This window comes from Saccharopolyspora cebuensis (assembly GCF_039542665.1).
GTDB classification, from domain to species: Bacteria; Actinomycetota; Actinomycetes; order Mycobacteriales; family Pseudonocardiaceae; genus Saccharopolyspora; species Saccharopolyspora cebuensis.
The window spans coordinates 244,519-265,141 of sequence record NZ_BAABII010000006.1 but is presented as its reverse complement, the minus strand read 5'-3'; the positions used below and the strand labels follow the sequence as shown (position 1 = coordinate 265,141).

Genomic DNA, 20,623 nt, shown 5'->3' with positions numbered 1-20,623 from the left:
GAGCCACATCACAGTTAACTCTTTCTGGTGAACGTTTTCGGCGTGGCTGGCGTGGTCCCGGCGTGCCAGCAACCGCCGCCGTTCAGCGCGCCGTGGCTTTCCCGCGCGGGTGCGGTCGCATCGACGGCCCCGCGAACCGGGAGAGGAGTCCGCGCGCGTGACCATCGAGCAGAAGTTCGCCGCCCCCGATTTGGAGGCGACGGCGGATCCGCCGCCCCGGATGCGCACCGCCCGTCGCCCCGGGCCGCCCCACCGCCGGGAGCGCGCCCCGTGGTGGGTGCTCGGGCTCGGGCTGCTGGCCGGGCTCGGCTTCGTCGGGGTGAACCTGTACTACAACGGCGGGCGCTACATCCCGCCGCTGGACGACGCCTACATCCACCTGCAGTACGCCAAGCAGATCGGCTCCGGGCACTTCCTGCAGTACAACACCGGTGATCCGATCAGCACCGGCGCGAGCAGCCTGCTGTACGTGGTGCTGCTCGGCGCGCTGTACTTCCTCGGCGTGCAGGGCGCGCTGTTCCTGCCCGCCGCGGTGCTGTTCGGCGTCGTCTGCCACGCGCTGACGGCGGCGGGCGTCGTGGTCCTCGGCGGTCGGCTGTCCGGTCGGCGCACCGGCATCTGGGCCGGGGTGCTGGCCGCGCTCAGCGGGCCGCTGCTGTGGGGCGCCACCAGCGGCATGGAGGTGTCGCTCACCGCGCTGCTGCTGGTCGCCGCCCTGCTGGTTTTCACCGCGGAGGCGCCGCGCGCGCTGTTCCGGTTCACCCCCGCGGTCGTCGCGCTGGCCGCGCTGTGCCGGTTGGAGGCGTTCGTCTTCCTGGCACCGCTGGTGCTGCTGATGCTCGTCGCCGCGTGGCGCAGGCACCGGCCCGCGCGGGCGGCCGGGTGGTCGCTGTGGGCGCTGCTGCCGATCTGGGTCACCGGCGCCCAGCTGCTGTTCTACAAGGCGGCGACCGGGAGTTCCTCGCCGAACGGTTCGCAGGCCAAGTCGCTGCTCAGCGCCCCGCACTTCACCTGGGGCGAGTTCGCGGGCGGGGTGGCGGCCAACGCCCGCGAGTTCCTGTCCATCCTCAGCGGGCTGAGCAGGCAGGACTTCGCGTTCCCCGGTGCGCTGGCGGTGGCCGCGATCGGCGTGGTGGCGCTGACCGCGCGCGGTGGCGTGCGCAGGCAGGTCGGGCTGGCGATGGCGGCCGGGATGGCGCTGGCGGTGCTGGCGATCTCGACGATGGCCACCGCGCTGTGGCAGCAGGTGCGCTACCTCCAGCCGTTCCTGCCGCTGTTCGCGCTGGCCTGCGTGGTCGGCCTCGCCTCGGTGGCGACCTGGCTGGCCGGTCGCGCCGGGCGTCGCGCGGCCACCGCGCTGCTCGGCGTCGCGCTGGTGTTCACCGCGGTGTCGCTGCCGCTGTGGGCGAACAACGTCGGGCGGGACTCGGAGTCGATCCGGACCCGGATCGTGGCCCTGGCCACCTGGATGAAGGGGCACCTGCCGCCGGACGCGTCGATCGGGGTGCACGACGTCGGCGCCGCGGCCTACCTGGGCGGGCACGAGACGGTGGACCTGGTCGGGCTCACCACCAACGGCGTGGCCGACGCCGCGATCAACGGCATGGGCAGCCTGTACGAGGTGCTCAGCGGGTGGACCGCGCAGCAGCGACCGGACTACATCGCCATCTACGACGCGATGCCGGACGGCATCCGGCTGGAGGAGCTGGCCGACGGGTCGGTGTTCGGCACCACCATGCTCGCGCTGCCGAACATGACCGTCTACCGGGCCGACTGGAGCGAGCTGGGCAGCGGGGCGCAGCCGCTGGTCGAGGTCTCCGGGCAGCTCCGCGACCGGCTCAACGTCGGGTCGATGGCCGACGAGGAGGCGCACGACCACAGCATCGACCCGCCCCGCCGGAACTTCCAGCCCGCGACCGGCCTGCACACCGTGGCGGAGGGCGGCCGGGAGGTCGTCGACAGCTACCGGCACGTCTGGGGGACCGAGGAGTTCACCCTGAACGGGTTGACCCCGGGGCAGCCGGTGCAACTGGTCATGCGGCACGACTCGACCGAACCCAAGCCCGGCGCCTACACCGGTGCGCGGGAGGTCCGGGTGCAGGTCGACGGGGTGGAGATCGGCAACCAGCTCCTCGAACCGCACCCCCGGGGCTGGGCGGAGTCGGTGATCACCATCCCGGGCGAGCGGGTCACCTCCGACACCATCGAGATCCGGATGGCGCCCACCCAGGAGTACGTCGGTCCCTACCCGAACTACCGCTCCTTCGGCTACTGGGCCTACCAGTGAGGACCGGGCGCTAGCCGCTGCGGGGTCGGACTCGGTCTCACTCGATCGGGCTAGTGCGTTGCTAGGATGCCCCGCGCCGCGGACCGCGGTGCCGTCGCAGCCAGGGGAGTCCGATGTCCGAGCCCACCCACCCGGCGTCCGGCGACGCCGCGGCAGGCGCCGCGCGGCCGCGGACCAAGCGCGTCGCGGTCCTCGGCAGCAGCGGCGGCAACCTGCACAGCCACGGCGGGGACGATCCGGCGGCGCTGCTCGGCGACATCCGGCGCCAGCTCGCCGCCGCGGGCGTCGAACTCGCCGCGATCCAGTTCGTCGCCGCCGAGGGGTCGATGGACGGCATCGCCGAGGACGCCCCGGCGGCGCTGTGGGCGCTCCGCGACGGTGCCCCCGCGGTCGTGGAGCGGGGCCCGCTGGCGGCGGTGAACGCCGCCGCCCGGGAACGCGACGGGCAGCTCGCCGAGGCGGTCCGGAGCGGCGAGGTGGACGGGATCGTGCTGGTCAGCGCCGATCCCGACGACATCAACCACCTGACCGTGCGGGCCGCCGCCGATGCCGGCCTGCCCGCGGGCGGCACCGGGGGCACCTCGCTGGCCGGGGCGCGGGCGCTGGGCCTGGACCTCGTCGCCGCCTCCGGCACCACCGGGACCACCAGCGCCACCCGCGCGGTCTCCTACGCCGCCGGGCTGGCCCGCCACTGGGGGCTGAAGTACCGCCCGTCGATCGGCAGCGCCACCGCCGCGGCGGCGGGCAGCCCGTGGCGGCGGATCAGCCCGCGCGGGATCATGGTCGGCAGCATCCCGGCCTTCATCGCGCTGGCCCTGGTGCTGGCCGTCAGCAAGATCCCCGGGATGGACTTCCTCGGCCCGGTCTTCGACACCCTGATGGACGGCCTGCCGGTGGTGGTGGCCGCCGTCGCCGCCCGCCGGGTCTCCGGGCTCGACGAGGTCGGGCTGGTCGCCGGGGTCGTGGCGGGGGTGCTCGCGGTGCCCGGCGGCGTGCTGGGCGGACTGGTCGGCGGCGTGCTGGCCGGGGTGCTCGCCGCGGCCCTGCTCGGCTGGACGCTGGCGCGCCGCTTCCCGGCCACCACCGCCAACATCGTCAGCGGGGGGCTGGCCGGGCTGGTCGGCGGGCTGGTGGTGCACGGCGCGCTCGCCCCGGTGACCGACGCCCTCGGCGCCGGGGTCAAGACCGGGATCGAGGCCCTGGTGGCGTTCAACCCGCTGCTGGCCGGGGCCGTCGCCGGGCTGGCGATGTGGCCGGCCATCATCGGTGGCGTCTACCACGCGGTGATCCTGCCGCTGGTCCTGGTCGAGATGGGCGAGAAGGGGCACAGCTTCTTCGGCGCGATCGACATGGTGGCGCTGGTGATGGTCAGCCTGGGCGTCACGCTGGCCAACGCGGTGCTGCCGCGCACCGGCGGGGAACGCGCGCTGGCCGCCTCCGGGGCGGTGGTGAACTTCGGCTTCGGCACCTTCGTCGAGGCGTCCTACCCGTTCCTGTTCGCCGACAAGCGGGTCTTCGCCGGGGCGCTGCTCAGCGCCGGGCTCGGCGGTGCGCTGGTCGGGCTGTCCGGTTCCGAGGCGACCGCCTACCTGCCCGCGTTCGTCCCGCCGTTCATCGCGACGGACAAGGTGGGCATGGCGGTGGCGATGCTGGCCGCGTTCGGCTGCGCCTTCGGCCTCACGGCGCTGGTGAACCTGCACGTTCGTCGGCGGTCGGCCGCGGCGTAGCCGGTGCGGAGCGGCCGCCGGGCAGCAGCCGGTCGAGCAGCACCAGCGCGCTGCCGAGCAGCCAGAACGCCACCGCGTAGACGACCACGTTGAGCAGCAGGCCGTCGTAGCCGAGCGCGTCCACGTCGATGAACGGGTAGGGGTAGCGGTCCGGCCCGTCGACGAAGCCGCCCCGGATCATCGCGAACGCCAGGTAGCCGAACGGGTAGACCAGCCAGAGCGCGGCGTGCGACCAGCGCAGCCTGCGGTGCGCGGCGAACAGCAGCCAGTCCAGCGCCGCGAGCACCGGGGTGACGCTGTGCAGCAGGTCGCTGCCGAGCTGCTCCGAGGCGGGCTGGACGTGGGCCGGGGCGAACTCGTCGGCCGCGGTGTCCACCAGCACCAGGTTGAACACCAGGCCGGTGATCAGGATGTAGACGGTCACCGCACCCTTGAGCGCCGGGGGCAGGTGGCCGCGGCCGAGCGCCGAGGCCACCGCCGACCAGGCGAAGGCCGCCGCGAGCAGCACGTTGCTCTGCACGGTGAAGTAGACCAGCGAGCCGCTGAAGCTGCCGTCGCCGACGGTCAGCACGATGCCGACGACGGCGATGACGGCGATGGCCAGCCGGAACAGCACGGCGAGCGCTCGGAGCACGGGTGTTCCCCCAGGGAATGCGAAGAATATTCGCTACCCAGTGTAGGGGAACGGCGACCCCGGACGGGCCATGATCAGCTCGACGAGACCAGCGAGCGCAGGAAGAAGCCGAGGTTGGCCGGGCGCTCGGCGAGCCGCCGCATGAAGTAGCCGTACCACTCCTCGCCGTAGGCGACGTAGACCCGCATCCGGCTCCCCTCGGCCGCCAGCCGCCGCTGCTCGGCGTCCCGGATGCCGTAGAGCATCTGGTACTCGTGGTCGTCCGGTCGGCGCCCGGCCCGCGCCGCCAGCTCGGCCGCCAACGCCACCATCCGCGGGTCGTGGGTGGCCACCATCGGGTAGCCCGCGCCGTCCATCAGCACCTTCAGGCAGCGCACGTAGGAGCGGTCCACGTCCTCCTTGCGCTGGAAGGCCACCGAGGCGGGCTCGGCGTAGGCGCCCTTGCACAGCCGCACCCGCGAGCCCTCGCCCGCGAGGTCCCGGCAGTCCTGCTCGGTGCGGTGCAGGTAGGCCTGCAGCACCGCGCCCACCCACGGGAAGTCCACCCGCAGGTCGCGCAGGATGCCGAGGGTGGAGTCCGTGGTGGTGTGGTCCTCCATGTCCAGCGTCACGGTGGTGCCCGCCGCGGCGGCGGCCTCGCAGATCCGCCGGGCCCCGTCCAGCGCCACCTTCTCGCCGTCCGCGGGCAGGAACTGGCCGACCGCCGAGAGCTTCACCGACACCTCGGCGCGGTCGGCGAGCCCCTCCTCGCCCAGCAGCCGCAGCAGGTGCCGGTAGGCCCGCACCGTGGTCGCCGCCTGCTCGGTGTCCGAGGTGTCCTCGCCCAGGTGGTCGAGGGTGACGAGCCGGTCGTCGGCGCCGAGCCGGCGGACCGCCCGCACCGCGTCCTCGGCGCCGGTGCCGACGACGAAGCGCTCGACGACCTTGCCGGTCAGCGGGTTGGCCTCGACGAGCCGGCGCACGCCGCGGGACCGGGCGGCGGCGAGCATGCTGCTGCGGAGCATGGCGCTCTCCTTCGGGAGTGATCTGCGGTGCGGGCGGGGCGCGACGGGCACCCGGGGGACCGGTGCCCGTCGCGCGGGCGCGCCGGTTCAGCCCATGTGCGGGTAGGTGTGCGAGACCGGGGCGACGAAGGTCTCCTTGATCGCCCGCGGGCTGGTCCACCGCTGGATGTTGAGCAGCGACCCGGCCTTGTCGTTGGTGCCGGAGGCCCGGCTGCCGCCGAAGGGCTGGCGGGACACGATCGAACCGGTGGGCTTGTCGTTGACGTAGAAGTTGCCCGCCGCGTGCCGCAGCACCCGGTGCGCATGCTCCACCGCGGCCCGGTCGGTGGCGAACACCGCGCCGGTCAGCGCGTACGGGCTGGAGGAGTCGACCACCTCCAGGATCTCGGCGTAGCGGTCGTCGTCGTAGACGTGCACGGCCAGGATCGGACCGAAGTACTCGGTGGTGAACGCCTCGTCGGTCGGGTCGGTGCCGACCAGCACCGTCGGCTCCACGAAGTAGCCGGTGGAGTCGTCGCAGCCACCGCCGACCAGCACCTCCAGCGACGGCGTCGCGGCGGCCCGCTCCAGCGCGGCCTGGTGCTTGGCGAACGCGCGGGCGTCGATCACCGCACCGCCGAAGTGGCTGAAGTCGGTGACGTCGCCGTAGCTGATGGCGCGGGTCAGCTCCACCAGCTCCTCGCGGAGGCCGCCCTCCCAGATCGACCGGGGGACGTAGGCGCGGGAGGCCGCCGAGCACTTCTGGCCCTGGAACTCGAACGCGCCGCGCGCGAACGCGGTGGCCAGCGGCGCCGGGTCGGCCGACGGGTGCACGACGATGAAGTCCTTGCCGCCGGTCTCCCCGACGATGCGCGGGTAGCTGCGGTAGTCGTCGAGGTGCTCGCCGATGGTCCGCCACAGCTTCTTGAAGGTGGCGGTGGAGCCGGTGAAGTGCAGCCCCGCGAAGTCGGGATCGGTCAGCGCGACCTCGCTGACCGCCTGCCCGTCGCCGGTGACCAGGTTGATCACGCCCGGCGGCATCCCGGCGGCCTCGAACGCCCGCATGGTGTGGTGCGCGGCGAACTGCTGCGAGGGGGTCGGCTTCCAGATCACCGTGTTGCCCATCAGCGCCGGGGCGGTGGGCAGGTTGCCCGCGATCGCGGTGAAGTTGAACGGGGTGATGGCGGTGACGAACCCGTCCAGCGGGCGCCAGTCCATCCGGTTCCACTCCCCGGGCACCGAGTTGGGCTGCTCGGCCATGATCCGCCGCGCGTAGTGCACGTTGAAGCGCAGGAAGTCGATGAACTCGCAGGCCGCGTCGATCTCGGCCTGCTGCACCGACTTGGACTGGCCGAGGATGGTGGCGCCGTTGATGGTGTCGCGCCACGGCCCGGAGATCAGGTCGGCGGCGCGCAGCAGCACCGCCGCCCGCTCGTCGAACGGGGTCGCGGCCCACTCCGCGGCGGCGTCCTTGGCCGCCCGCACCGCGTCGGCGACGTCGGCGCGGGTGGCCTGCGCGCTGGTGCCCAGCACGTGCGCGTGGTCGTGCGGCTGCACGACGTCGAAGCGCTCGCCCCCGGCCATCCGCTGCTCGCCGGCGATGGTCTGGGTCAGCTCGATGCGCTCGGACTCCAGCTCGGCGATCCGCTTCTGCAGCGACTCCCGCTCCGGCGAGCCCGGCGCGTAGCCCTGGACCGGTTCGTTCGCCGGCACCGGTACTGACGTGATGGCGTCCACGGCCATTCGCCTCCCTTCGAAGCCGGCCCCGCGCAGGAGCCGTGAGGTTCGTTACTAGGAGATTAGGAGTTCGCGGCGGTCGCCGATTTGTCCGCTCGGCTATCGTTGCCGCCATCCGATTGTGCTGCCGGACAAGCCGAGGTGGACGTGCGCGAGATCGCCGGGGTGCCGCTGCGCCAACTGCTCAACGCGGTGGGGGAACCGCTGGTGGACGTGCTGGCCGCGCCCGGCGGGTTCGACGCCGAGGTGCGCGACGTGGTCCTCGTCGACCCGGAGGAGGAGGTCGCGGCCCGCGCCGGGGACTTCGCGCTGGTCATCGGCGCCCGGGGGCGGGCGGCGATGCCCCTGGTGCGGGCGGCGGCGCGGGACGGGGCGGTCGCGGTGGCGGTCAAGGTCGGCGCCGAGCAGGACGCCCGCGCGCTGCGCGACACCGCCATCGACGCCGGGATCGCGCTGCTCGGGGTCCGGCCGGAGGTCCGCTGGGAGCAGCTGGAGTCCTTCGCCCGCACCGCCGTGGACAACGCGCGGCTGACCGGGGACGCCGACCTCGGCGAGGCGCTGGGCGACCTGTTCTCGCTGGCCCAGACGGTCGCGGCGATGACCGACGGCACCGTCACCATCGAGGACACCGCCAACCGGGTGCTGGCCTACTCGCGCTCCGACGACGAGGTGGACGAGCTGCGCAGGCTGTCCATCCTCGGGCGCCAGGGCCCGGAGTCCTACCTCGCCAAGCTCCGCGACTGGGGCGTCTACCAGCGGCTGCGGGCCGGCGAGGAGGTGGTGCGCATCGAGGAGCGGCCGGACCTGGGCATCCGGCGGCGCAAGGCGATCGGCATCCACGCGGGCAGCCAGCCGCTCGGCACCATCTGGGTGCAGGAGGGCAGGCGCCCGCTGTCGGACGACTCCGACCGGGCGCTGCTCGGCGCGGCCCGCGTCGCCGCGCTGCACCTGGTCCGGCAGCGCACCGAGGCCCACGCCGGACCGCGGTTCCGGGAGAACCTGCTCGCCGGGCTGCTCGACGGGCGCGTCGACGCCCGCTCGGTGGCGGCGAACATCGGCGCCGACCCGGCCAAGCCCGCCGTCGTGGTGGTGTTCGCGCTGCGCCCGGACCCGGAGCACGCCGGTGCGGACCGCTCCGAGCGCGAGCTGGAACTGGCCGAGCTGAGCAGCCTGATCTCGGTGCACGCCGCCGCCTACCGGCGCAGCGCGCTGGTCACCACGACCGGCCCGCGGGTGCACGTGCTGCTGCCCGACCTCCCGGAGCGCTCCGGCGCCTCCGCCGCGCTGGCCCTGGCGCAGGAGATCGCCGGAGCGGCCCGGCAGCACCTGCGCGCCCAGGTGCAGGCCGGGGTGGGCTCGGCGGTGCCCACGCTGGACGAGGTCGCCGACTCCCGCACCGAGGCCGACCGGGTGCTGGAGGCGATGGCGCAGGACCTCGGCGGCGGGATCGCCACCATCGCCGACGTCCGGGCGCGGGTGGTGATCAGCGAGCTGCTCACCGTGCTGCACGGCGACGAGCGGTTCCGCGATTCCCGGCTGGCGGCCCTGCACCGGCACGACGCCGAGCACGGCGCGGGGCTCGCCCCCTCGCTGCTGGCGTACCTGGAGCACTTCGGCGACGTGCGCGGCGCCGCCCAGCGCCTGCACGTGCACCCGAACACGCTGCGCTACCGGGTCAAGCGCGCCGCCGAGATCACCGGGATCGACCTGTCCGACCCCACCGAACGGCTCAACGCGCAGTTGCAGCTACTAGCCGCCCGCCGCGGTCGTTAGGGTTGTGTCTGGTCTTCTTTTGCGGGGCGGTGCGGGTGGCGGAACCTCAGCGGCCTTCTCGCTGCGGGATCGCCTCCTGATGTACCAACGACGTACACGGCGTCGGCGCTGTCCTCGCGAGAAGACCGCTGAGAACCCGCGGCGGTGCAAGCTGCGAGCGTGGGGCAAGGCGGAAGCGGCTGCGCCGCTTGCCTGGCGGTGGTTCGGTGCGCGTGGTGCGAGGTCCCCCAGGTGATCCGGTTGGTGCCGGTGGCCGCTGAGGTTCCGCCACCCGCACCGCCAAGCAAGGCGAGCCTGAATCCCTCGCCCCGGAAACGGTCACAACTTGCGGAGGCGTACCCGGTTGATGGCGTGGTCGGCGTCCTTGCGCAAGACGAGGGTGGCGCGCGGTCGGGTGGGCAGGATGTTGTCCACCAGGTTCGGCTCGTTGATCGTCTTCCACAGGTGGTGCGCCTCGGCCCGGGCCTCCTCGTCGGAGAGCTGGGAGAAGTGGTGGAAGTGCGACTCCGGATCGGCGAACGCCGTGCCGCGCAGCGCCAGGAAGCGGTCCACGTACCAGCGGGCGATGTGGTCGGTGTGCGCGTCGACGTAGATCGAGAAGTCGAACAGGTCCGAGACCGCCAGGCTCGGTCCGGGTTGCAGCACGTTGAGGCCCTCGACCAGCAGGATGTCCGGCTGCCGGACCACCTGCCGCTCCCCGGGCACGATGTCGTAGGCGACGTGCGAGTACACCGGTGCGGACGCGACCGGCTCGCCGGACTTCACCTCGGTGACGAAGCGCAGCAGCGCCCGCCGGTCGTAGCTCTCCGGGAAGCCCTTGCGGTGCATCAGGCCGCGCCGCACCAGCTCGGCCTTGGGGTGCAGGAAGCCGTCGGTGGTGACCAGGTCGACGCTGGGGTGGTCGGGCCAGCGGGCCAGCAGCGCCCGCAGGATGCGGGAGGTGGTGGACTTGCCGACCGCGACGCTGCCCGCGATGCCGATCACGAACGGCACCTTGGGGCGCTCCTCGCCGAGGAACGTCGTGGTGGTCTCGTGCAACCGCTGGCGGGCCGCGACCTGGAGGTTGATCAGCCGGGACAGCGGCAGGTAGACGTCGGCGACCTCGGCCAGGTCCACCGGCTCCCCGAGCCCGCGGAGGGCGACCAGCTCGTCCTCGGTCAGCGGCAGCGGCATGGCGTTGCGCAGTTCCCGCCACTGTTCGCGGTGGAGTTCCACGTACGGGCTGAGCTCGCGGACGCGCGTCATCAGGCACCCCTCGGCGTTGAGGCCCGGAAGCAACTTCGCCGCCACCATAAGCCGCTCGGCAGCGGGAACGCTGTGATGCACTGCACGCTGAGACCCGTTCGACACCCTTGATCGATCGCGCCTCGGCCCGGCGGCGCGGGCGCCGGAGCGCACCGCGCCGCCGGGCGGGGGTTCAGCCCTGGTCGCCGGGGCGGTTCAGGGCGGACTTGCGGTAGCCGTAGAGGGCGTAGATCGCCAGGCCGATGAGGAACCAGAGCCCGAAGCGCAGCCAGGTCTGCGGGTTGAGGAAGGTCACCAGCCAGAGCGAGAACACGATGCCGATGATCGGCACCACCGGCATCCCCGGGCACTTGAAGCCGCGCGGCAGGTCCGGGCGCCGGTAGCGCAGCACGATCACCGCGACGCAGACCACGACGAAGGCGAGCAGGATGCCGATGTTGGTCAGCTCGGCGGCCTCCCCGATCGGCAGCAGCCCCGCCATGACCGCCGACGCCGCGCCGATCACCCAGGTGACGCGCGACGGGACCTTGCGCACCGGGTGGGTCTTGGCGAACCACCGGGGCAGCAGCCCGTCCCGGCTCATCGCGTAGCCCACCCGCGTGACACCGAGCATGAAGGTGAACATCACGGTGAGGATGCCCAGGATCGCGCCGACGGCGATCACCGCGCCCAGGGCGGGCAGCCCCACGTCGGTGAAGGCGGTCGCGAACGCGCTCTCCGAGCTGATCTCCTGGTAGGGGATCATGCCGGTCAGCACCAGGCACGCCAGCACGTAGAGCACCATCGCGATGACCAGCGAGTAGATGATGGCCTTCGGCATGTGCTTCTGGGCGTCCTTGGACTCCTCGGCCGCGGTGCTCATGGCGTCGTAGCCGAACACGGCGAAGAACACGGTCGCCGCCCCGGTGAACGCGCCGCCGACGCCGTAGGGCAGGAACGGGTCCCAGTTGCCGGTGTTGATGTGGAAGGCGCCGACCACGATGATCAGCAGCACCACGCCGACCTTGAGGTAGACCAGCATGGTCTCGAACCGCGCGGCGTTCTTCATGCCCTGGTTGAGCACGAACGCCATGAACAGGCACAGCAGCGCGGCGAACAGGTTGATCTTGTAGCTGCCCGCCGGCGCGGCGCCGTTCTCGGTGCCGGGGGCGCCCATCATCCACAGCGGCAGGTCCAGGCCGAGGAAGCCGAGCAGCTCGTTGAAGTAGCCGGAGATGCTGATGGCCACCACCGCGGCGATCGCGGTGTACTCCAGCAGCAGGTCCCAGCCGATCAGCCAGCCGACGACCTCGCCGAGCACGGCGTAACCGTAGGTGTAGGCCGATCCCGCCTTCGGGATCATCCCGGCGAACTCCGCGTAGGAGAACGCCGCGGCGGCGCTGGCGATCCCGGCGATCAGGAACGACAGCAGCACGGCGGGCCCGGCCTTCTCGTTGGCCACGGTGCCCGCCAGCGAGAAGATGCCCGCTCCGATGATGCCGCCGACGCCGATCGCGGTGAGCTGCCACAGCCCCAGCGAGCGCTGCAACCCGCTGGTCTCCTCGGTGATCTGCTCGATCGGTTTGCGGCGGAACATGCCGCGTCCGGGCTGGAGGTCGGTGCTCACAGCGCTCCCTCGTCGTGCTCGTGCCGCGGAAGCCCGGCGCGGACGTGACACGTCTCGCTCCGTGGTGTTCCGCACCATGTCGCGCCGAAACGTACGCCGAATGGCCGATCGCGAGGTTGTGGGGGTGTCCGACGGTGCGGCGGAACCGTTGTGCGGGCGCACAACGGGCGTCGGTGCGGGAACGATGCGTGACCGGGGCGCGCCCCGATCGTTAGTGTTCACGTCGGAGCACGCGCCGTGCGTCCCGCCGGAAGAGGGAGTTCGATGGCCAGTTACCGCACCGTCGTGGTCGGCACGGACGGCTCGCCGCCGTCCCTGCGCGCGGTGAGCCGGGCCGCCGAGGTGGCCCGCGACGCGTCGGCCCGGCTGCTGATCGTCTGCGCCTACTACCCGAGCGACCGGCGGGAGATCGAGCAGGCCCAGGACGAGCTCGGCGACGAGGCGTTCCAGGTGATCGGCTCGGCCCCGGCCGAGGACACCTTGCGGGAGGCCGCCGACGTGGCGCGGTCGGCGCGGGCCGAACGGGTCGAGACCGCGGCGGCGGTCGGTGCGCCCGTCCCGGTGCTGCTGGAGGCCGCCGAGCGGCACGGCGCCGACCTGCTGGTGATCGGCAGCCGCGGGCTCAACAGCCTGAAGGGCCGCATCCTCGGTTCGGTGCCCTCGGACGTGTCCCGGCGAGCGGACTGCGATGTGCTCGTCGTACGAACCACGCGATAGCGCCGAGCTCCACGGGTCCGAGGTGGAGCGGGTCCTGCTCGGCGGCGTGGCCCGCTACACCAAGTCCGAGGTCGCCGAGGCCACCGGCGTCCGGCTCGACCGCGCCGAGCGGTTGTGGCAGGCGATGGGCTTCGCGCACGTCGAGGACGACGCGGTGGTGTTCACCGACGCCGACGTGGCGGCCCTGCGGTCGCTGGTGCAGCTGGTGTCGGCGCAGGTCATCTCCCCGGAGCTGGAGACGGCGGTGGCGCGGTCGCTGGCGCAGACCATGTCCCGGCTGGCGGAGTGGCAGATCGGCATCTTCCGCTCGGTGCTGGGGGAGCGCTTCGCCGTCGACCTGGACACCACCGCGCAGGTCGCGGAGGCGATCATGCCGGTGATGGAGCGGTTGCAGGGCTACGTCTGGCGCAGGCACCTGGCCGCCACCGCGAGCCGGGAGCTCACCGAGCGCGACGCGGGGGCCGACGAGCGGGTGCAGGTGATCGGCTTCGCCGACATCGTCGGCTACACCCGGCTGATCCGGGATTTCACCGAGCTGGAGCTGGCCCGGCTGATCGACGGCTTCGAGGAGCTGGCGACCAGCGTGGTGGCGGAGAACCGCGGCCGGATCGTCAAGACCGTCGGCGACGAGGTGCTGTTCGTGACCGACGCGGCGGAGGAGGCGGCGGAGATCGCGCTGACGCTCAACGAGCGGATCGGGCGCAGCGACCGGCTGCCCCCGCTGCGCATCGGGTTGGCGCAGGGCTCGGTGCTGGCCCGGTTCGGCGACGTCTACGGTTCCACGGTGAACATCGCCAGCAGGCTGACCTCGGTGGCGCGTCCGGCGTCGGTGCTGGTCGACCGGGAGCTGGCGGAGGCGCTGCGGGACCACCCGGACTACCGGCTGATCTCCGTGGGCCCGACCAAGGTGCAGGGCTTCCGCGGGTTGCGCGCGTGGGCGCTGCGGCGGGCGGTGTGATGGAGCTCGCGCGCTGCGCGCATCGATCGGCGGCGGGCGGCGCGGGCCGGGAATGTGAATTGATTTTGCGTTGATTGCCGGAGGCCGATGGGCGCTCCAGCGGGATGCCCGGGTCGGCGACCCGCCATAGAGTCAGGACATGGCCGATCCGGGAACCGTGGCCGAAGGCCGCCACACCGACGACGTGGCGGCGCTGACCGCCGAGTACTCCCGGCTGCCCGCCGGGGCCGGGGTGCGGCTCGCCAAACCCACCTCGAACCTGTTCCGGTTCCGCGCGCCGGAGGGCGCCGGGCTCGACGTCGGGCGGTTCGACCGCGTCCTCGACGTCGACCGCGGCACCGGCCGCGCCCAGGTGCAGGGCATGGCGACCTACGAGTCCATCGTGGACGCGCTGCTGCCCGCCGGGTACGTGCCGCTGGTGGTGCCGCAGCTCAAGACCATCACGCTCGGCGGGGCCGTCGCCGGGCTGGGCATCGAGGCCAGCTCGTTCCGCAACGGGCTCCCGCACGAGTCGGTGCGCGAGCTCGAAGTGCTCACCGGCTCCGGCGAGGTCGTCCGCGCCCGCCCGGACAACGAGCACGCCGACCTGTTCCGCGGGTTCCCCAACTCCTACGGCACGCTCGGCTACGCGCTGCGGCTGGAGATCGAGCTCGAACGGGTGCACCCGTACGTGCGGCTGCGGCACCTGCGCTTCGGCTCCGCCCAGGAGTGCGCCGACGTGCTCGCCCGGATCTGCCGCGACCGGGCGTTCGACGGCGAGCGGGTCGACTTCCTCGACGGCACGGTGTTCACCGGCACCGAGCAGTACCTCACCCTCGGCACCTGCACCGACGAGGCGCCCTACACCAGCGACTACACCGGCCAGCAGGTCTACTACCGCTCGATCCAGCGGCGGCGCGCCGACTACCTCACCGTCCGGGACTTCCTCTGGCGCTGGGACACCGACTGGTTCTGGTGCTCCCGCGCGTTCGGCGCCCAGCACCCGCTGGTGCGGCGGCTCTGGCCGCGCCGCTACCGCCGCTCCGACGCCTACCGCCGGATCGTCGCGTTCGACCGGCGGCACGGGCTGACCGACCGGCTCGCGGTGCTGCGCGGTCGCGGGGTCAACGAACCGGTGATCCAGGACGTCGAGATCCCGGTGGACCGGCTGCCCGAGTTCCTGGAGTTCTTCCACCGCGAGATCGGGATCAGCCCGGTGTGGCTGTGCCCGGTGCGGCTGCGCGACCGCGCCGGGTGGCCGCTGTACCCGATGGACCCCGACACCCTCTACGTCAACGTCGGGTTCTGGTCGGCCGTCGGGCTGGAGCCGGGTGAGCGCCCGGGCCGGTACAACCGCGCCATCGAACGCGTCGTGCGGGACCTCGACGGGCACAAGTCGTTGTACTCCGACTCCTACTACCCGCGGGAGGAGTTCTGGGAGCTCTACAACCGGCCCGCGCACCAGCGGCTCAAGGAGCGCTACGACCCCGACGGGCGACTGCCCGGGCTGTACGAGAAGTGCGTGGGGGAGAAGTGAGGAAGGAGGACCGCTGATGGGTTGGGCGGAGTTGTTCCCGCGCATCCTCGGCGAGGACGTCGCGGTGGAGATCCGCGCGTACGACGGGAGCCGGGCGGGCACGCCCGGGGCGCCGGTGGCGGTGGAGATCCGGTCGCCGCTGGCGATCGCGCACCTGGCCGCGGCGCCGGGGGAGCTGGGGCTGGCGCGCGCCTACGTGACCGGCGCGCTGGAGGTCCACGGCGACATGCACGCCGCGCTGTCGGCGTTCCCGGCCGTCACGCTGGAGGCCATCCCGCCGAAGCTGCGCTGGGAGCTGATGACCCGGCTCGCCCCGATGCGGCTGTGGTGGCCGGTCGGCGTGCCCGCGGTCGAGCACCGGCCGCGCGGCTGGCGGCACTCCAAGGCGCGGGACAGCAGCTCGGTGTCCTACCACTACGACGTGTCGAACCGGTTCTACGAGTGGGTGCTCGGGCCGTCGATGGCCTACACCTGCGCGGTGTACCCGGAGGCGGGCGCGACCCTGGAGCAGGCCCAGCACGCCAAGCACGACCTCGTCGCCCGCAAGCTCGGCCTCGCCGAGGGGATGCGGCTGCTCGACGTCGGCTGCGGCTGGGGCGGCATGGTCATGCACGCCGCCGAGCAGTACGGGGTCCGGGCCCTCGGCGTGACGCTGTCCCGGCAGCAGGCGCAGTGGGCGCAGAAGGCCATCGCCGAACGCGGGTTGGCCGACCTCGCGGAAGTCCGCCACCTGGACTACCGCGACGTCGCCGAATCCGGGTTCGACGCGGTCAGCTCGATCGGCCTCACCGAGCACATCGGCGCCGCCCAGCTCCCCGGCTACTTCTCGTCGCTGGCGGACAAGCTGCGCCCCGGCGGTCGGCTGCTCAACCACTGCATCACCCGTCCCGACGGCAGCCACGGGTCGCGGCCGGGCAAGTTCATCGGGCGCTACGTGTTCCCGGACGGCGAGCTGGAACCCGTCGGCGCCCTGGTGTCGGCGATGAACGACCACGGCTTCGAGGTGCGCCACGAGGAGAACCTCCGGGAGCACTACGCGCTCACCCTCGCCGACTGGTCGGCCAACCTCGAACACCGCTGGGACGACGCGGTCGCCGAGGTGGGCCTGTCCCGGGCGCGCGTGTGGCGGCTCTACATGGCCGCGTGCCGCCTGGGCTTCGAGCGCAACGTGGTGCAGCTGCACCAGGTCCTCGGCGTCAAGCTCGACGAGTACGTCTCGGCCATGCCACTTCGCCCGAACTGGTGACGCACCGGCGCTTCGTTCTTGAGTGAGGGGCACCCTGCACCACGTGACTTGGTACAGGGTGCCCCTCACTCACGGGTTTTCCGGGGGACCGCCGGACGGGGGTGCCGGTGGGTCAGCGGCTCGTGAGGTCGTCGAGGGTGGTCGGCGGGACGAACTCGCCGACCTCGTGGCGGACCCAGTGGGCGCCGGTGGCGCGGTGCTCGGCGCGGTCGGCGAAGCGGTAGCGGTACATCCGGATCCGCACCGCGCCCGGCGGGTCGTCCGGGAAGGGGTTGCCGCGCAGCAGCCGGAGGACGTGCCGGTCGCCGCGCAGCAGCGCGACCAGGAACCGCGGCAGCCAGCCCCGGCCGTAGGTGGGCGAGAGCGCCAGGAACCAGAACTGCCAGTCCAGCCGCAGGTGGTACGGCGCGACCTGGGGCGGTCGCCGGCGGGGATCGCCGGGCTTGCCCTTGAATTCGTACTCCCGCCACGGCCCGTCCTCCCCGGGCGCGCCCTCGACGACCAGCTCGTAGCGGGTCCGGGTGATGCTGCCGAACGCGCCGTAGGTGTTGCCCAGGTGCAGCTTGTTGAAGCTGCGGTTCATCACCTGGCCGCGCCCCAGCATGTTGCGCACCGGCCAGTAGCTGAGCACGACGAACCCGGCGGTCAGCACCAGCAGCAGCACGGCGAACCACGTGGGCGGCGCGGCGGTGACCGGCCCGCCGCCGACCGGTGCCACCGCGGCCAGCGCCAGGGTGATGGTGAGCGCGTTGAGCCAGGCGAAGTTGCCGCTGAGCACCAGCCAGAGCTGGGTGACGACGATGATCCCGGCGGCGATCGTGGCCACCGGCTGCGGTGCGAACAGGCCGAACGGCACGACGAGCTGCGCCGCGTGGTTGGCCAGCACCTCCACCCGGTGCAGCCGTCCGGGCAGCAGGTGGAACCGGCGGCTCAGCGGTCCCGGCATCGGCTGGGTCTCGTGGTGGTAGTGCAGCGCGGTGAGGTCGCGCCACACCGGGTCGCCGCGCAGCTTGATCAGCCCGGCGCCGAACTCGACGCGGAACACCAGCCAGCACAGCAGCCACACCACCGGCGCGGGCGGCGCCAGGTGCGCCGGGCCGAGGAACACCGCGAGGAAACCCGCTTCGAGCAGCAGCGATTCCCAGCCGAACGAGTACCAGATCTGGCCCACGTTGACGATCGACAGGTACAGCACCCAAAGCAGCGCCCAGTAACCCAGCCACCCGCCGAGCGGCAGCAGGTCCGGCAGCCCGAGCACGGCGAGGGCGCTGAGCACCACCCCGGTCCAGGCGACCCCGGCGAACGCGCGGTCGGAGTAGTGCAGGTGGAACAGGCTCGGCGAGCGCCGCCACGGCACCCGGGCCAGGAAGCGCGGGATCGGCGTCAGCCCGCGGCTGCCGAGCAGGCCGCGGAACTGCAGCGCCGCGCTGAGGAACGCGAGCAGGTAGACGACCGCGAGCAGGCGGGTCACCGCCAGCCGCGCGTACCAGTAGTCCGGGAGCGCCAGCCAGTCCCACGTCATGCCGTCGACGTACCCGGCGCGGGCCGTTCTCAGTGCTCACCCGCCGGGGTCCGGCCACCCGCACCGCTGCGCGGGGCGGCCTCGGCACGGCACTAGGATCGGCGCTGACGGCCCGGGGTGGGCTGACGGTCCTGGGTGGGCTGACGTTCCGGGGTGGGGGTGCGCGGTGCTCGACGACGTGCTGTCCGCGCTGGCCTGCCCGCACTGCGCGGCGGAGCTCACCAGGGCGGACGGCGGCCTGCGCTGCGCGCGCGGTCACGCGTTCGACATCGCCCGGCAGGGGTACGCGAGCCTGCTGTCGGCGGGCAGCCGGACCGGGACCGGGGACACCGCCGCGATGGTCGCCGCGCGGACCGCCTTCCTCGACGCGGGGCACTACGCGCCGATCGCCGACGCGGTGGCCCGGCTGGTCGCCGCCCTCGACACCGGCGGGACGCTGCTGGACGTCGGCGCGGGCACCGGGCACCACCTCTCCCGCGCGCTGGCGGAGCTGCCCGGTAGATCGGGGATGGAGGGGTCCGGGATCGCGCTGGACGCCTCGAAGTACGCCGCGCGCCGGGCGGCCAAGGCCCCCGGCCGGATCGGCGCGGTGGTCGCCGACGCCTGGCAGCGGCTGCCGGTGCGGGAGGGCGCCATCTCCACGGCCCTGGACGTGTTCGCCCCGCGCAACGCCGCCGAGCTGCACCGGGTGCTGCGCCCCGGCGGCCACCTGGTCGTGGTCACGCCCGGTTCCGGCCACCTGTCCGGGCTGGTCGCCGAGCTCGGCCTGATCAGCGTGGACGCCCGCAAGCGGGAGCGGCTCTCCGAGCAGCTCGCGGACCGGTTCGCGCTCGTCGAGCGGCACGGGCTGGAGTTCCCGCTGGAGCTGTCCCGGGCCGATGCCGAAGCCGTCGTCGCGATGGGTCCCAGCGCCCGGCACCTCGACGAGGGGGAGCTGCGCGACCGGCTCGCCGCGCTGCCGGAACCGATCGCGGCCACCGCCTCGGTCGAGGTCGCCGGGTACCGCCGGGTCGGGTGACCCGCCGGTACCCGGCTCCGGCTCAGCGGGGTCCGTGCACCGCCTGCGGCACGCCCCACGGGTTGTCGTCGCGCAGCGGCCGCGGCAGCAGCTCCTGCGGGGTGTTCTGGAACGTCACCGGCCGCAGGAACCGGTCGATCGCGGCGGTGCCCACCGAGGTGAACCGGGCGTCGGTGGTCGACGGGTAGGGGCCGCCGTGCTGCATCGCCGGGGACGGCGACACCCCGGTCGGCCAGCCGTTGCACAGCACCCGACCGGCCCGCTCCCGCAGCACGCCGAGCAGCCGGGCGAGGTCGGTGGTCTCGTCCTCGGCGTGCTGCACGGTGGCGGTGAGGTTGCCCTCCAGCGCCGCGGCCACCTCCAGCAGCTCCTCCTCGGAGCCGTAGGTCACCACGACCGACAGCGGGCCGAAGACCTCCTCCAGCAGCTCGTCGCGGTGGGCGAGCAGCGTCTCGGCGCTGGTCTCCAGCAGGGTGGGCGTGGCGCCCTCGGCCGCGTCGCCGGGCGCGCTGCCCTCGGCGAGCACCCGCACGCCGGGCACCGAGGTCACCGCGGCGCGCCGGTCGCAGTAACCGCCGTGCAGCCGTTCGTTGAGCAGCCGGTGCGGGCCGACGTTCCGGGTGGCGGCGGCCAGCTCCTCGTCCAGGCCGTGCCCGGCGGGCAGCAGCAGCACGCCCGGCTTGGTGCAGAGCTGGCCCGCGTTGCCGGAGAACGACGTCACGTAGCCCTGGGCGAGCTCGGCGCCGCGCTCCTCCAGCGCCGCCGGGGTGACGAACACCGGGTTGAGGCTGCCCAGCTCGCCGAAGAACGGGATCGGCTTGGGGCGCTGGGCGGCGATGTCGAACAGCGCCCGGCCACCGGGCACCGAGCCGGTGAAGGACGCGGCCTTGACCCGCTCGTCGGTCAGCGCGCGGGTGCCGGTCTCGACGCCGAGCACCACCGCGAAGGCGCCCTCCGGGGCACCGGCGGCGCGCAGCGCCTCGACGATGACCTCACCGGTGCGCACCGACAGCTCCGGGTGGCCGGGGTGGGCCTTGAGCACCACCGGGCAGCCGGCGGCCAGCGCCGAGGCGGTGTCGCCCCCGGCGACGGAGAAGGCGAACGGGAAGTTGCTGGCGGCGAACACCAGCACCGGGCCGATCGGCAGCTGCACCCGGCGCAGGTCGGGCTTGGGGCCGAGCGCGAAGTCCGGGTCGGCGCGGTCGATGGTCGCTTCCAGGTAGCGGCCTTCGTCGAGCACCTCGGCGAACATCCGGAGCTGGAAGGTGGTGCGCTTGAGCTCGCCGGTCAGCCGCCCCTCGGAGAGGTTCGACTCGGCGATGGCCAGCGGGACGAGCTCGGCGGCGGCCGCGTCCAGGGCGTCGGCCACGGCGTTGAGCAGGCGGGCGCGGTCAGCGGGCGCGAGGGCGCCGAACGGTTCGGCCGCCTCGGCGGCGCGGGTCAGGACGGTGTCGAGTTCTTCGTGCGTGGTTTCCGGGATCACCGTGCATCCTTCGGCTCGGCGGGAGCTTGCCGCCCACACCGTAATACGGATCACCGACGACTGGTCGCACAGTGTTCGACATGACGTCAGCCACGCCCACCTCACCCGGAAGGATGGTGAGTGGGGGCACCTTCACCCGACTATGCCGGGTGAAGGTGCCCCCACTCGGAA

15 protein-coding genes are annotated in these 20,623 nt (G+C 73.1%); 8 read left to right on the top strand and 7 right to left on the bottom strand.

Features of this window, described 5'->3' with window-relative positions:
• Positions 1-157: 157 nt before the first annotated feature.
• Together ABD976_RS12880 and ABD976_RS12875 are read left to right on the top strand one after the other, a co-directional pair.
• Complete coding sequence (locus ABD976_RS12880; RefSeq protein WP_345362414.1) at positions 158-2,287, top strand: glycosyltransferase family protein; 2,130 nt, start codon at positions 158-160, stop codon at positions 2,285-2,287.
• A gap of 113 nt (positions 2,288-2,400) precedes the next feature.
• Positions 2,401-4,014 carry a hypothetical protein gene (locus ABD976_RS12875; RefSeq protein ID WP_345362411.1) on the top strand — a complete coding sequence of 538 codons (1,614 nt, stop codon included), beginning with the start codon at positions 2,401-2,403 and terminating at the stop codon, positions 4,012-4,014.
• Here the strand turns inward: ABD976_RS12875 and ABD976_RS12870 are convergent.
• From ABD976_RS12870 to pruA, 3 genes are all read right to left on the bottom strand, one after another.
• Positions 3,965-4,648, bottom strand: coding sequence for a Pr6Pr family membrane protein (locus ABD976_RS12870; RefSeq protein WP_345362408.1), 684 nt, complete (start codon positions 4,646-4,648; stop codon positions 3,965-3,967). The genes ABD976_RS12875 and ABD976_RS12870 overlap by 50 nt on opposite strands.
• A gap of 74 nt (positions 4,649-4,722) precedes the next feature.
• On the bottom strand, positions 4,723-5,652 hold the full coding sequence (locus ABD976_RS12865) for a proline dehydrogenase family protein (protein WP_345362405.1): 930 nt from the start codon (positions 5,650-5,652) through the stop codon (positions 4,723-4,725).
• A gap of 87 nt (positions 5,653-5,739) precedes the next feature.
• Positions 5,740-7,368, bottom strand: a complete 1,629-nt coding sequence (gene pruA / locus ABD976_RS12860) for an L-glutamate gamma-semialdehyde dehydrogenase (protein ID WP_345362584.1) — start codon at positions 7,366-7,368, stop codon at positions 5,740-5,742.
• Positions 7,369-7,515: 147 nt separating this feature from the next.
• On the opposite strand from pruA, the gene ABD976_RS12855 reads away from it, so the two are divergent.
• Complete coding sequence (locus ABD976_RS12855; protein ID WP_345362402.1) at positions 7,516-9,141, top strand: PucR family transcriptional regulator; 1,626 nt, start codon at positions 7,516-7,518, stop codon at positions 9,139-9,141.
• A 318-nt stretch (positions 9,142-9,459) separates the two neighbouring features.
• Here the strand turns inward: ABD976_RS12855 and coaA are convergent, their stop codons facing one another.
• Together coaA and ABD976_RS12845 are read right to left on the bottom strand one after the other, a co-directional pair.
• Positions 9,460-10,386 (bottom strand): type I pantothenate kinase, encoded by a 927-nt coding sequence (coaA, locus tag ABD976_RS12850; RefSeq protein WP_345362399.1) that lies wholly within the window; start codon positions 10,384-10,386, stop codon positions 9,460-9,462.
• Between the two features lie 172 nt (positions 10,387-10,558).
• Positions 10,559-11,962 (bottom strand): amino acid permease, encoded by a 1,404-nt coding sequence (locus ABD976_RS12845; protein WP_345362581.1) that lies wholly within the window; start codon positions 11,960-11,962, stop codon positions 10,559-10,561.
• Positions 11,963-12,256: 294 nt separating this feature from the next.
• Here ABD976_RS12845 and ABD976_RS12840 point away from each other — a divergent pair, with 294 nt between their 5' ends.
• The 4 genes from ABD976_RS12840 to ABD976_RS12825 all read left to right on the top strand — a co-directional run bounded on the left by ABD976_RS12840 (position 12,257) and on the right by ABD976_RS12825 (position 16,429).
• Entirely contained in the window at positions 12,257-12,709 is a 453-nt protein-coding gene (locus ABD976_RS12840; RefSeq protein ID WP_345362396.1) for a universal stress protein, read from the top strand.
• A 22-nt stretch (positions 12,710-12,731) separates the two neighbouring features.
• The gene (locus ABD976_RS12835; RefSeq protein ID WP_345362393.1) at positions 12,732-13,667 is read left to right on the top strand and encodes an adenylate/guanylate cyclase domain-containing protein; all 936 of its coding nucleotides are present in this window, start codon (positions 12,732-12,734) and stop codon (positions 13,665-13,667) included.
• Between the two features lie 139 nt (positions 13,668-13,806).
• Positions 13,807-15,183, top strand: coding sequence for an FAD-binding oxidoreductase (locus tag ABD976_RS12830; protein WP_345362390.1), 1,377 nt, complete (start codon positions 13,807-13,809; stop codon positions 15,181-15,183).
• 16 nt (positions 15,184-15,199) lie between these two features.
• The gene (locus ABD976_RS12825) at positions 15,200-16,429 is read left to right on the top strand and encodes a class I SAM-dependent methyltransferase (protein ID WP_345362387.1); all 1,230 of its coding nucleotides are present in this window, start codon (positions 15,200-15,202) and stop codon (positions 16,427-16,429) included.
• A gap of 112 nt (positions 16,430-16,541) precedes the next feature.
• Here the strand turns inward: ABD976_RS12825 and ABD976_RS12820 are convergent, their stop codons facing one another.
• Entirely contained in the window at positions 16,542-17,951 is a 1,410-nt protein-coding gene (locus ABD976_RS12820; protein ID WP_345362384.1) for a lipase maturation factor family protein, read from the bottom strand.
• 166 nt (positions 17,952-18,117) lie between these two features.
• Between ABD976_RS12820 and ABD976_RS12815 the strand changes: the two genes are divergently transcribed.
• Entirely contained in the window at positions 18,118-18,969 is an 852-nt protein-coding gene (locus ABD976_RS12815; protein ID WP_345362381.1) for a putative RNA methyltransferase, read from the top strand.
• A 22-nt stretch (positions 18,970-18,991) separates the two neighbouring features.
• Here the strand turns inward: ABD976_RS12815 and ABD976_RS12810 are convergent, their stop codons facing one another.
• On the bottom strand, positions 18,992-20,452 hold the full coding sequence (locus tag ABD976_RS12810) for an aldehyde dehydrogenase (NADP(+)) (protein WP_345362378.1): 1,461 nt from the start codon (positions 20,450-20,452) through the stop codon (positions 18,992-18,994).
• Between the last annotated feature and the right edge of the window lie 171 nt (positions 20,453-20,623).

What these genes read in the sequence shown, in the direction of transcription:
- ABD976_RS12875 (WP_345362411.1), top strand. Translation starts at nt 2,401, where the DNA reads ATGTCCGAGCCCACCCACCCGGCGTCCGGCGACGCCGCGGCAGGCGCC.
- ABD976_RS12865 (WP_345362405.1), bottom strand. Translation starts at nt 5,652, where the DNA reads ATGCTCCGCAGCAGCATGCTCGCCGCCGCCCGGTCCCGCGGCGTGCGC.
- coaA (WP_345362399.1), bottom strand. Translation starts at nt 10,386, where the DNA reads ATGACGCGCGTCCGCGAGCTCAGCCCGTACGTGGAACTCCACCGCGAA.
- ABD976_RS12845 (WP_345362581.1), bottom strand. Translation starts at nt 11,962, where the DNA reads ATGTTCCGCCGCAAACCGATCGAGCAGATCACCGAGGAGACCAGCGGG.
- ABD976_RS12840 (WP_345362396.1), top strand. Translation starts at nt 12,257, where the DNA reads ATGGCCAGTTACCGCACCGTCGTGGTCGGCACGGACGGCTCGCCGCCG.
- ABD976_RS12830 (WP_345362390.1), top strand. Translation starts at nt 13,807, where the DNA reads ATGGCCGATCCGGGAACCGTGGCCGAAGGCCGCCACACCGACGACGTG.
- ABD976_RS12825 (WP_345362387.1), top strand. Translation starts at nt 15,200, where the DNA reads ATGGGTTGGGCGGAGTTGTTCCCGCGCATCCTCGGCGAGGACGTCGCG.
- ABD976_RS12820 (WP_345362384.1), bottom strand. Translation starts at nt 17,951, where the DNA reads ATGACGTGGGACTGGCTGGCGCTCCCGGACTACTGGTACGCGCGGCTG.